The organism is Streptomyces sp. NPDC016640 (assembly GCF_043076215.1).
Taxonomy (GTDB): domain Bacteria; phylum Actinomycetota; class Actinomycetes; order Streptomycetales; family Streptomycetaceae; genus Streptomyces.
This window is the reverse complement of sequence record NZ_JBIBRG010000012.1, coordinates 126,279-138,369: the sequence shown is the minus strand read 5'-3', so window position 1 is coordinate 138,369 and position 12,091 is coordinate 126,279. Positions and strand designations below refer to the sequence as shown.

The following is a 12,091-nucleotide window of genomic DNA, read 5'->3' as shown; positions in this document are numbered from 1 at the left end:
GGAAGCCGGCGGTTCCCGCGGTTCCTCGGCATCCCCCGACCCGACGGAGTTCCCTCACGACGACGGTGCGCGCCTGCTGCGGCGTGGGCCGCGACCTCGCCCTCCATGTGCAGGACAATGAGATCGTGAAGGTCACCTCGCCGCACGACGACCCGGTGACCCACGGCAACCTGTGCGTCAAGGGCCGCTTCGGCCACCAGCACGTACAGAACCGGGACCGATCGGGGCTGAAGGACACATGGGACGAGTCACGGAACGACGCAAGGTGCTCCGCATCCGGGACGGGGCGGTCTCCAGCCGCCCCGACACACTCGTCGCCGAGGAACCCCTGGAGATCCGGCTGGACGGCAAGCCGCTGGCGATCACCATGCGCACGCCGGGCGACGACTTCGCGCTGGCGGCCGGGTTCCTGGTGAGCGAGGGAGTGCTGGCCGCCGCGTCCGACCTCCGGAACATCGTCTACTGCGCCGGGGCGACCGGTGAGGGAGGAGCGAACACCTACAACGTGGTGGACGTGAAGACCGCCCCCGGCCTGGCCGTCCCGGACATCACGCTCGAACGCAACGTCTACACCACCTCCTCCTGCGGCCTGTGCGGCAAGGCGAGCCTGGACGCGGTCCGCACGACGGCCCGGCACCCCATCGCCGACACTCCCCCGCTGCGCGTGGCCCCGGAGCTGCTGGCGGGCCTGCCGGACCGGCTGCGCGCGGCCCAGCGGGTCTTCGACCGCACGGGCGGTCTGCACGCGGCGGCGCTGTTCGACGAGGACGGCGAGCTGCTCGACGTGCGGGAGGACGTGGGCCGGCACAACGCGGTCGACAAGCTGGTCGGCCGTGCCCTGCAGGGCGGGAACCTGCCGCTGTCGCGGACGATCCTGCTGGTCTCGGGCCGGGCCTCGTTCGAACTGGCGCAGAAGGCGGTCATGGCCGGGATCCCGATGCTGGCGGCCGTCTCGGCACCGTCCTCGCTGGCCGTGGACCTGGCGGCGGAGACGGGACTGACCCTGGTGGGCTTCCTGCGGGGCGGTTCCATGAACGTGTACGCGGGTGAGGACCGCATCGTCCTGCGGGCCGCGGCCGCCCGGGGCTGACCGGTCCCCTCGCCGCACGGCGGCGGGGCCCCTGCCGGCGGGGAGCGCCCCCTGCGCCGCGGGGCCCCGCCCCGGCACCGGGGGACGGGAGGCGCCATGGACCGGGAGCACGACAGCCGCTAACGTCCCGGAGCGTGCCCGACGACGCGGTACGAGCACGACGGCGGACGGGGACCGGGCTCGCCCTGGCGCTGGCCCTGGTCCTCGGGGCGGTGCTGGTCACCGGCCTGCCCGAGGACGGCGACCGGCGACCGGACGGCGCCGGCTGCCGGCCGCGCACGGTCGCCTCCTTCACCGCCGACTCCGCCCTCACCTCCGAGTTCGCCCGCTACGGCGACGACGCCGCCCGTACCGACGACTGGACCGGCGGCGACGGCACCCACTCCGTGCGGCTGCCGGACGGCCGGCTGCTGTGGCTGTTCTCGGACACCTATCTGGGCCGGGTGCACCGCCCGCCCAACCCGGCCGGCGAGGCCACCGCCTGGCGGGACACCACCGCCCCGCTGGTGCGCAACTCGGCCGTGCTCATGCGCGACGGACGCCTGGCGGGCACGCTCCCCGCCCCGCTCTTCCCCGACCCGGCCCCCGACCGGTGGCGCTGGCCGGTCGCCGCGCGCGTCGAGCCCCGCTCCCCCGGCTCCTCCGAGCGGGTCGTGCGGGTGCTGCTGTGGGTGCGTACGGCCGGGCAGCCCCCGTGGATCTACGGCGTGCCCACCGCCACCGAGGTCGCCACGCTCTCCCTGCCCGGACTGCGCGTGGAGTCGGTCGTGACGGTGCACGACCAGCGGCAGGTCGCCGATCCGTCCCGGCGGGTGCTGTTCGGGACCACCCTGGTCGAGGAGGACGGCTGGACGTACGTCTTCGGCGGCGACGACGGCCGCCCCGCCTCCCGCCCGGCCTCGCACGCGTACGTGGCCCGCGTCCCCGAGGGCGGGCTCGGCGACCCGGCGGCCTGGGAGCACTGGAACGGCTCGGCCTGGCAGACCCGCGCCCGTCCGCGCCCCGTGCTCGGCGACGGGCGGCGCACCGGGGTGGGCAGCGCGTTCTCCGTGGTGCGGGACGACGGGACGTATGTGCTGTTCACGATGGCCGCCGGGGCCCGGGGGCTGACCACGGTGGCGGCGTACTGGGCCTGCTCCCCGACCGGGCCGTGGCACGGGCCGGCCGCGGAGTTCACCCCCGCGCTGCCCCGGCGCGGGACCGCCGCCTACAACCCGCAGACCCATCCGGAGCTGGGCGGCGACGGGCGGCTGGTGCTCAGCTACGACGTGAACTGGCTGGAGACGGCCGGGGCGGCCGTGATGCTCAGCCGGAACGTGTCCCTGTACCGGCCCCGGTTCGTGACCGTCCGGCTCGGTCCGCCGCCCTGACCTCCGCGACCGGGTCGCGCGACCGGCGCTTGGCGATCACCGCGCACACCATCAGCTGCATCTGGTGGAACAGCATCAGCGGCAGCACGGCCAGCGAGGCCTCGGCCCCGAACAGCACGCTCGCCATGGGCAGGCCGGCGGCCAGCGACTTCTTCGAGCCGGCGAACTGGATCGCGATCCGGTCCGCCCGGCCGAACCGCAGGGCCTTCGCGCCGTACCAGGTCAGCAGGAGCATGACGGCGAGCAGGACGGCCTCCACGGCGAGCAGTCCGCCGAGCCGGGCCGGGCTCACCCGGTGCCAGACGCCCTGCACCACGCCCGCGCTGAACGCGGTGTAGACGACGAGCAGGATCGAACCCCGGTCGACCAGCCCCAGCACCTTGCGGTGCCGGGCGACGAAGGAGCCGATCCAGCGGCGCAGCAGCTGCCCGGCGACGAACGGTGCCAGCAGCTGGAGCACGATCCTCACCACCGAGTCGGCGGAGAACCCGCCCCCGCCGCCGAGCAGCGTCGCCGCGAGCAGCGGGGTGAGGACGATGCCGACCAGCGAGGAGAAGGAGCCGGCGCAGATCGCGGCGGGCACGTTGCCGCGGGCGATCGAGGTGAACGCGATCGACGACTGGAGGGTGGAGGGGACGAGGGTGAGGAAGAGCAGGCCCTGGTGGAGCGGGTCGGTCAGGACCACCGGGACGAGTCCGCCGGCGGCCAGGCCCAGCACCGGGAAGACGACGAAGGTGCAGGTCAGCACGGTGACGTGGAGCCGCCAGTGCTTCAGCCCGTCCAGCGCCTCACGGGTGGAAAGCCGGGCGCCGTAGAGGAAGAAGAGCAGGGCGACGGCGGCCGTGGAGGAACCGGAGGCGATGTCGGCGCCGGTCCCGCGCGCCGGAAGCAGCGCGGCGAGGCCCACCGTCCCGAGCAGGAGCAGGATGTACGGGTCGACCGGCATCCGGCTCGGCAGGCGCAGGCGTTTCACGGTGCTCCACTGGCTCCAGTGCTCGGTGTGCTCGGTGTGCTCGGGTACCCGGGGGCGAGGGTCCCCTCTCCATCCTGCTCCCCCGGAACGTGATCGGGAATCCGGTATGCCGCTCTCACTGTCATCATGATCCGCGATCACCGCGCTAGCCTTCCGGCATGTACGACCCCACGCAGCTGCGGACGTTCCTGGCGGTGGCGCAGACGCTGAGCTTCACGCGGGCGGCGGGGCGGCTGGGGCTGCGCCAGTCGACCGTGAGCCAGCACGTGCGGCGGCTGGAGGAGGCCACCGGACGGCAGCTGTTCACCCGGGACACCCACTCGGTGGAGCTCACCGAGGACGGCGAGGCGATGCTCGGCTTCGCCCGGCGCATCCTCGACGTGCACGAGCAGGCGACGCGGTTCTTCACCGGCACCCGGCTGCGCGGACGGCTGCGGTTCGGCGCGTCGGAGGACTTCGTGCTCACGCGGCTCCCGGAGATCCTCGAGCGGTTCCGGCACGAGCACCCGGAGGTCGACCTGGAGCTGACGGTGGAGCTGTCGGGCACCCTGCACGAGCGGCTGGCCGCGGGCAGGCTGGACCTGGTGCTGGCCAAGCGGCGGCCGGAGGACCCGCGCGTCGATCCGCACCGGCTGGTCTGGCACGACGAACTGGTGTGGATCGGCACGCCGGGGCTGCGGCTGGACCCGAACCGCCCGGTGCCGCTGATCGCCTATCCGCCCCCGGGCATCACCCGGGCGCTCGCCCTGCGGGCCCTGGAGCGGGAGGGCCGGGAGTGGCGCATCGCCTGCACCAGCGGCAGCCTGAACGGACTGCTCGCGGCGGCCCGTGCCGGACTCGGGGTGATGGTGCACTCGCGCGGGCTGATCCCACCAGGACTGGTACGGATGCCGGAGCGGGCGGGACTGCCGGAGCCGGGCGGGGTGGACTTCGTGGTGGCGCACGGCCGGCGCCGCCCCTCCGCGCAGGGTGCGGCCGACGCCCTGGCGGCGGCGATCCTCGCGGGCGGCGACCGGCTGCACCGCGGCGGACGGCGGGGCCGGTGAGCCGGTCCGGCCGCGGACCGGCGGTGACGCCTCCGCCCGCGCGCACGCCGGAGGGAGGGGGGCCGCCGCGCCGCTCCGGGGGGCGGTGAGGCGGTCGTACGGATTCCGTGGAGATCGCGGCACCGGTACTTACCCGACGGTCAGGTTTCTGTCCGGCCCTTCCCCGAGTGCGCGCATTGTCCTGCGCCGGCCGGCGCCGACGCGCACGTTCCGGATCCTGGCGCAGCCGTTCACCGAGGAGCACGGACTGCTCACGCCGTCGCTCAAGCCGAAGCGCAAGGCGATCGAGAAGGCGTACGAGCGGGAGGTCCCGGCGCTCCGCCACGCGTGAATTCCGCGGTCAGGAATGCGGCGCGGCTCGTGATCGTTGACGATGGGGGTACCACCTGACCACAACCGAAGGATCGAGAGCTCGTGAGCAAGGTCCCCCCGATCATCCTGAACAACGGCGTCGAGATGCCCCAGCTGGGCTTCGGTGTCTGGCAGGTGCCGGACGACGAGGCCGAGACGGCGGTCACGACGGCGCTGGAGGCCGGGTACCGCAGCATCGACACCGCGGCGATCTACGGCAACGAGGAAGGCACCGGCAGGGCCGTCGCGAGGTCCGGCGTCGCCCGCGAGGACCTCTTCGTCACCACCAAGCTCTGGAACAGCGACCAGGGGTACGACTCCACCCTGCGGGCCTTCGACACCTCCCTGTCGAAGCTCGGCCTGGAGTACGTGGACCTGTACCTCATCCACTGGCCGACGCCGAAGCGGGATCTGTACGTCGACACCTACAAGGCGTTCGAGAAGCTGCACGCCGACGGCCGGATCCGGGCCATCGGTGTGTCGAACTTCCTGCCCGAGCACCTGGAGCGGCTGATCGGCGAGACGTCGGTCGTCCCGGCGGTCAACCAGATCGAGCTGCACCCGCATCTCCAGCAGCACGACGCCCGGCAGTACCACGCCGAGCACGGCATCGCCACCGAGGCCTGGTCGCCGCTGGGCCAGGGCAAGGGCCTGCTGGAGGTGCCGGCGGTCGTGGCGATCGCGCGCAAGCACGACCGCACCCCGGCCCAGATCGTGCTGCGCTGGCACCTCCAGCTCGGCAACGTCGTCATCCCGAAGTCGGTGACGCCGTCCCGGATCGCGGAGAACATCGACGTGTTCGGGTTCAGCCTGGACGACGAGGACCTCGCCGCGATCAGCGCACTGAACGAGGACCGCCGGCTGGGCGGGCACCCGGCGGACGTCGACTGATCCGGTTCCTCCACGCGCGACGGCCTCCCCGGAGCGGGGAGGCCGTCGCGCGTTCGCGTACGGACGGTCCGCCGGGCCCCCGGCGTGGCGCACCGGCCGGGGGCGGCTCCACGGGTGGGGCCGTCACACGGGCCGCACGGCCGTGTGGACCGTGTGGGCGGCCAGCACGAAGACGTCCGGGCGGTGGTGCACGCTCGCCGGGTCGGCGGGGTCGAGGAGGCGGTCGAGGGTGGCACGGTCCTCGGCGTCCAGCCCTTCGGCGAGGACCTCGCGGGTGCGGGTGAGGGAGGCGACGGCATAGGCGCGGGCCCGGTCGGCGGCCGGGGCGGGAAGGTCGAGGAGGAAGGTGCGTGTGCGGGTGTGGTGCAGGCCCGCCGAGGTCAGCAGGGCCGGCCAGTCCTCGGTGTGCGCCACGGAGCCCGGCAGTTCCTCGCGCATCCGCGTGAACCACTCGTCCTCCACGGCGTCGACGCGCGCCTGGAGTCCGGGCCGGCCGATGCCGATGTCCCGGGGAAGGAACCGGGCGGGCAGCCCGCCCTCCATCACGGCCAGGGTGCCGCCGGGTGCGAGCCGCGCGGCGTAGGCGGCGAGCGCGGCGCGCTGGTCGCCGAGGTGGTGCACGCTGCGGCTGGCCCACAGCAGGTCGGCCGGGTAGTCCAGTTCGGCGAGCACCTCGGGCAGCTCACCGGCGAGGGTGCCGAAGCGGTCGGCGATGCCCTGCCGGCCGGCCCGGGCCCTGGCCCGCTCCAGCAGCGGTTCCGATCCGTCGACGGCCACGACCCGGGCGCCGGGGAAGGCCTCGGCGAACAGGCAGGAGATGACGCCGGGTCCGCTGCCCGCGTCCACGACCAGTCCCGGCTCGGTCACCTCCTCGGCCAGCCAGGCCAGGGCCCGCTCGTACAGCGGGGCGAACAGTTCCGCCTGCGCTTCGAGCAGGGGGGCCATCTCGGCCCAGCCGATGTCGGTGTGGTCGTGGTGGTGGTGCGCCATGGTGGTCGGCCTCTCCGCTCGGATGCCCTCAGCGTGCGGCGGCGCACCGGGAGGGAGCAAGCGCTGTTGCCGCTCCCGCAAAAGCGTTCCGGAAGGGGAGGCACGCGTGGTCCGCCGGGTCCGGGCCTGGCGGGCCCGGACCCGGCGGAACCGGTGGTCAGCCCGTCACGGCAGCGGCGGGTAGGCGTTCCTCATCAGCTCCTGGAACTGGGCGGAGAACCAGTGTCCGGAGATCGGGGCGTCCGCCAGGGCGCCCGACATGTTGTTGTCGTTCCGCGGGTTGCCCGTGTACGTCGGGTCGCACATCCGGTCGAAGCCCTTGCCCTCGTCGTTGTCGATGGCCTTGCTCGCCCCGTCGGACTCGCCCGGGGGCTTCATCCACACGTAGGCGTCGATCCCGGGCTCCGGTGAGGCCTTCGGCCGCTCCCCGAGACCCGCGCCCTTCTGGTTGCACCAGTTGCCCGTGTTGAACCGGCGGTCGTAGCGTCCGCCGTCGACGTAGGTGTCCACGCTGGTCGTGGCGCCGGGTCCGGTGGGCCGGTTCGCCCCGCCCCAGCCGTTGCGGGAGGTGTCGATCAGCATGCCGATCTTCGAGTCGAAGCCGAGCGAGACCAGCTTCTCGCGCAGGGCCTGGGCGTACGACAGCTCGTCGACGTAACGGTTCCAGCTGACCCACTTGGACTCGCGCACCGACTTGCCGGCCACGGTCTGGCCGACGGAGAAGTGGTCCTCCTTCAGCGCGCTGTAGTTGGCGGTGTTGGCGATGAAGCCGTGCACGTCGGCCACGGTCGCGCCCTCGGCGGTCGCGGCCTGCTTGAACATCTCCGCGGAGGCCCCGAAGTTGTCGTCCCAGCCCAGCCAGCCGTGGTGGCCCGCGTCCACGTAGTTGTAGACGTTGGGCACGTCGCCGAGCTTGTTCAGGGCGTAGCCGACGCCCTTGACGTAGTTGCCGTTGGCCTTCATCACGTCGCAGTTGGGCGTGGCGGTGGGCCGCGGCGAGACGTTGGTGACCAGGTTGGGCAGCGAGTCGATCTCGACCGTGGTGACGATCCGCAGCGCGGCGTACTTCGAGTCGGCGAGGATGGCCTTGATCGGGTCGATGTACTGCGTCTTGTACTTGTCGATCTCCGTCGGGCCGAGTTCGCCGTTGGAGGCGAGGGCGGCGCAGTCGCGGCCGGGCAGGTTGTAGATGACGAGCTGGACGACGAGTTCGCCGGAGCCCTTCTGCCTCAGCGCCTCGTCGAGGTGGTCGCGCAGACCCATGCCGCCGTTGACGCCGTTGATGGCGGCGGTGCGGTCCAGCCAGACACCGGTGGGCTGGTTGGCGATGCGGCTGCCGCCCGGCTCCGCGGCGGCCTTGGCGGACCACTCGGGGTTCACGTACACCTTGGCGCCGCTGTAGGGGTTGTCGACCCGGTTGCCCGCGGGCGGCGGGTCGGTCGGGTCCGGCGGGTCGGTCGGTCCGCCGGAGTCGACGTTGCAGGTCACGCCGTCGAGGGTGAACGCGGCGGGAACGGCGTTGCTGCCGCTGTAGCTGCCCTGCAGGCCGAAGGTGGCCGAACCCCCGGTGGAAAGCGTGCCGTTGTAGGACTCGTTGGCGGCGGTGACGGCGGCGCCGGACTGGGTGACCTTGGCGTTCCAGCCGCTGGTGACGCGCTGGTTGCCGGCGTAGGACCACTTCAGTGCCCACGAGGACTTGGCGGCGCTGTTGTTGGTGACCGTCACGGACGCGGTGAAGCCGGTGTCCCACTGGTTCTGCACCTTGTAGTCCACGGTGCAGGGGACGGCGGCCGCGCCGGCGTCGCCGGGTACGGCGGCGATCGCCGTCCCGGTGGCGCCGGCGACCAGCGCCATGGCGGCGAGGAGCGCGGTTCTGGTGCGACTCATGGTGCGGGTTCCTATTCCGTAGGGGGCTGTCCTTCTGGGGCACGCGCGGGCGATCGCGCGGCCTGGTGCCTTACGGGTGGGAATGCCGTCGGGGCCCGGTCGGGGACGGGCCACGGATGCCGGCCGGGTGGTTCCGGGCGGCGGCGACGGCACGGGAATCCCACGGGAGTGAGCAGCCCCGCGTCAGCTGCTCCACAGGTGCACGGGGATGGCTGAAAGTACTGAACGCGGGGGGTGGCGCATGAGCGGCTCCGTGCAGACCGGACGCGTCGTGACGGACGCGTCGACTGATGGAACCGCTCCCACTGGTGCTCATGAAGCTAGCGCCAAGTGACGGCGAAGAACAGGGGTGTTACCGACATTCCCGTGAGTCCGAGGTGTCGAATCTTTTCGATTCTCCACAAGGCTTGACCACTCACCACCCCATCTCCACTATGGGAGCGCTCCCACTGGTTCAAGCCTTGACACGACCGAGTCGCAGGAGGAACCAGCACCATGCATCCCCCACCCAGGAGACGCGGAGGCGTCCGGCGGTTATGGACCGCCGCGGCCGCGGCTCTCGCGCTCCCGCTGACGATGCTCTCGACCGGTTCGACTCCCGCTCAGGCGGCGGCCGTTCAGTGCAGTGTCGACTACCGCACCAACGACTGGGGCTCCGGCTTCACCGCGGATCTGACGCTCACCAACCGCGGCACGGAGGCGGTCGACGGCTGGACCCTCACGTACGGCTACGCGGGCAACCAGAAGCTCGTGAACGGCTGGAACGGCAGCTGGTCGCAGTCCGGGCGGACCGTGAGCGTGAAGAACGCCGGGCACAACGCCCGGATCGCCGCCGGCGGCGCCGTCACGACCGGCGCCCAGTTCTCCTACAGCGGCGGCAACACCGCTCCCACGTCGTTCGCGATCAACGGCACCACCTGCACCGGAGCCCACCAGCCGCCGATCACCGTGCTGACCAGCCCCGCGGCCGGCGCCGTCTACACGCAGGGCGAGACGGTCCCGCTCGCGGCCACCGCGGCGGCGGCCGACGACGCCGCGGTCACCAAGGTGGAGTTCTACGACGACACCGAACTGCTGGGCACGGACACCAGCGCGCCCTTCACGCTCTCCGTCGCCGGCTTGACCGTGGGCAGTCATTCCCTGGTGGCGAAGGCACACGACAGCATGGGTGCCTCGGCGAGCTCCACCCCGGTCGGCATCACCGTCGCCTCGGGTCCCGCCGTGGTGGCCACACCGTCCCAACTGGGCGTCCGGCAGGGCACGTCGGGCACGTACGAGGTGAAGCTGTCCAAGCAGCCGAGCGCGAACGTGACCGTCACGACGGCTCGAGCGAGCGGCAACCCGGGGCTGTCGGTCTCCGCCGGCGCCTCGCTCACCTTCACGCCGTCGAACTGGAACACCGCGCAGAAGGTGACGGTCGCCGCCGACGCCTCCGGCTCCGGATCGGCCGTCTTCGAGTCCTCGGCACCGGGCCACGCCAAGACGGCGGTCACGGTGACGCAGCTGGGCGCGACGAAGGCGTACGACGCCCGCTTCCTGGAGCTGTACGGGAAGATCACCGACCCGGCGAACGGCTACTTCTCCCCCGAGGGCATCCCGTACCACTCGGTCGAGACGCTGATCGTCGAGGCGCCGGACCACGGCCACGAGACCACCTCGGAGGCGTACAGCTACCTGCTGTGGCTCCAGGCGATGTACGGCAAGGTGACCGGTGACTGGTCGAAGTTCAACGGGGCCTGGGAGATCATGGAGAAGTACATGATCCCGACCCACGCCGACCAGCCGACCAACTCCTTCTACAACGCCTCGAAGCCGGCGACGTACGCGCCCGAGTACGACACCCCGAACGAGTACCCGTCCCCGCTCGACACGGGTGTGTCGGTCGGCCCCGACCCGATCGCGGGCGAGCTGAGGTCCGCCTACGGCACGGACGACGTCTACGGCATGCACTGGATCCAGGACGTCGACAACGTGTACGGCTACGGCAACTCGCCCGGCAAGTGCGAGGCGGGTCCGGCGGACACCGGGCCGTCGTACATCAACACCTTCCAGCGCGGCCCGCAGGAGTCGGTGTGGGAGACCGTCCCGCAGCCCACCTGCGACGCCTTCAAGTACGGCGGCAGGAACGGCTATCTGGACCTGTTCACCAAGGACGCGTCGTACACCAGGCAGTGGAAGTTCACCAACGCACCGGACGCCGACGCGCGCGCCGTGCAGGCCGCGTACTGGGCGGACCTGTGGGCGAAGGACCAGGGCAAGGGCTCCGACGTCTCCGCGACCGTCGCCAAGGCCGCGAAGATGGGCGACTACCTGCGCTACGCCATGTACGACAAGTACTTCAAGAAGGTCGGCAACTGCACCAGTCCGTCCTGCCCGGCCGGCACCGGCAAGGACGCCTCGCACTACCTGCTGTCCTGGTACTACGCCTGGGGCGGAGCCACCGACACCTCGGCGGGCTGGGCCTGGCGCATCGGCTCCAGCCACGCGCACGGCGGCTACCAGAACCCCCTCGCCGCGTACGCGCTGGGCAACTACGCGCCGCTGAAGCCGAAGTCGGCGACGGGCGCGGGCGACTGGGCCAAGTCGATGCAGCGGCAGCTGGAGTTCTACCGCTGGCTGCAGTCCGACGAGGGCGGCATCGCGGGCGGCGCGACCAACAGCTGGGCGGGCCGGTACACGACCCCGCCGGCCGGCACGCCGACCTTCTACGGCATGCACTACGACGAGAAGCCGGTCTACCACGACCCGCCGTCCAACCAGTGGTTCGGCTTCCAGGCGTGGTCGATGGAGCGGGTCGCCGAGCTGTACCAGCAGACCGGCAACGCGCTCGCCAAGTCGGTCCTCGACAAGTGGGTGGACTGGGCGCTGTCGGAGACCACGGTCAACCCCGACGGCTCCTTCCGGATCCCGTCGACGCTGCAGTGGTCGGGCAGGCCCGACACCTGGAACGCGTCGTCGCCCGGCGCCAACAGCGGTCTGCACGTCAGTGTCTCCGACTACACCAACGACGTCGGTGTGGCCGCGGCCTACGCCAAGACGCTGACGTACTACGCCGACCGCTCCGGTGACACCGAGGCGGCGGCCACGGCGAAGGCGCTGCTCGACGGCATGTGGGAGAACAACCAGGACGCGCTCGGCATCGCCGTCCCGGAGACCCGCGCCGACTACAACCGCTTCGACGACCCGGTGCACGTGCCGAGCGGCTGGAGCGGCACCATGCCGAACGGCGACGCGATCAACTCGTCGTCGACCTTCGAGTCGATCCGGTCCTTCTACCAGGACGACCCGGCCTGGTCGAAGATCGAGAGCTACCTGGAGGGCGGCGCCGCGCCGACGTTCACGTACCACCGGTTCTGGGCCCAGGCCGACATCGCCCTGGCCATGGGCTCGTACGCGGAGCTTCTCGAATAGCCCCCGCCGACGCTCCGCGGACCGGCCCCGGCACCTGACGCCGGGGCCACCCCGGCCGGGCGGCCTCCCAGGGTCCGACGAC

Annotated in this window: 8 protein-coding genes and 1 pseudogene; 6 read left to right on the top strand and 3 right to left on the bottom strand. The window is 72.1% G+C overall.

The window, feature by feature from the left end; all coding sequences use genetic code 11:
* Nucleotides 1-56 precede the first annotated feature (56 nt).
* From ACF07S_RS24115 to ACF07S_RS24105, 3 genes and pseudogenes are all read left to right on the top strand, one after another.
* Nucleotides 57-218 (top strand): annotated as a pseudogene (locus tag ACF07S_RS24115) (Fe-S-binding domain-containing protein); the annotation flags it as partial.
* 20 nt (nucleotides 219-238) lie between these two features.
* A complete protein-coding gene (gene fdhD, locus ACF07S_RS24110; protein ID WP_391965693.1) occupies nucleotides 239-1,090 on the top strand; it encodes a formate dehydrogenase accessory sulfurtransferase FdhD in 852 nt (283 codons plus the stop codon).
* A 134-nt stretch (nucleotides 1,091-1,224) separates the two neighbouring features.
* Nucleotides 1,225-2,460 carry a DUF4185 domain-containing protein gene (locus ACF07S_RS24105; protein WP_391975060.1) on the top strand — a complete coding sequence of 412 codons (1,236 nt, stop codon included), beginning with the start codon at nucleotides 1,225-1,227 and terminating at the stop codon, nucleotides 2,458-2,460.
* On the opposite strand, the gene ACF07S_RS24100 is transcribed toward ACF07S_RS24105, so the two are convergent.
* Nucleotides 2,396-3,406, bottom strand: a complete 1,011-nt coding sequence (locus tag ACF07S_RS24100) for a bile acid:sodium symporter family protein (RefSeq protein ID WP_391975129.1) — start codon at nucleotides 3,404-3,406, stop codon at nucleotides 2,396-2,398. The genes ACF07S_RS24105 and ACF07S_RS24100 overlap by 65 nt on opposite strands.
* Nucleotides 3,407-3,591: 185 nt before the next feature.
* On the opposite strand from ACF07S_RS24100, the gene ACF07S_RS24095 reads away from it, so the two are divergent.
* Nucleotides 3,592-4,479 (top strand): LysR family transcriptional regulator, encoded by an 888-nt coding sequence (locus tag ACF07S_RS24095; RefSeq protein WP_391965691.1) that lies wholly within the window; start codon nucleotides 3,592-3,594, stop codon nucleotides 4,477-4,479.
* A 456-nt stretch (nucleotides 4,480-4,935) separates the two neighbouring features.
* Nucleotides 4,936-5,721, top strand: coding sequence for an aldo/keto reductase (locus ACF07S_RS24090; protein ID WP_391965796.1), 786 nt, complete (start codon nucleotides 4,936-4,938; stop codon nucleotides 5,719-5,721).
* Nucleotides 5,722-5,844: 123 nt separating this feature from the next.
* On the opposite strand, the gene ACF07S_RS24085 is transcribed toward ACF07S_RS24090, so the two are convergent.
* Together ACF07S_RS24085 and ACF07S_RS24080 are read right to left on the bottom strand one after the other, a co-directional pair.
* A complete protein-coding gene (locus ACF07S_RS24085) occupies nucleotides 5,845-6,711 on the bottom strand; it encodes a class I SAM-dependent methyltransferase (protein ID WP_391975059.1) in 867 nt (288 codons plus the stop codon).
* 165 nt (nucleotides 6,712-6,876) lie between these two features.
* Nucleotides 6,877-8,598 (bottom strand): glycoside hydrolase family 6 protein, encoded by a 1,722-nt coding sequence (locus ACF07S_RS24080; RefSeq protein WP_391975058.1) that lies wholly within the window; start codon nucleotides 8,596-8,598, stop codon nucleotides 6,877-6,879.
* A 495-nt stretch (nucleotides 8,599-9,093) separates the two neighbouring features.
* Between ACF07S_RS24080 and ACF07S_RS24075 the strand changes: the two genes are divergently transcribed.
* A complete protein-coding gene (locus ACF07S_RS24075) occupies nucleotides 9,094-12,009 on the top strand; it encodes a glycoside hydrolase family 48 protein (RefSeq protein ID WP_391975057.1) in 2,916 nt (971 codons plus the stop codon).
* Nucleotides 12,010-12,091 lie beyond the last annotated feature (82 nt).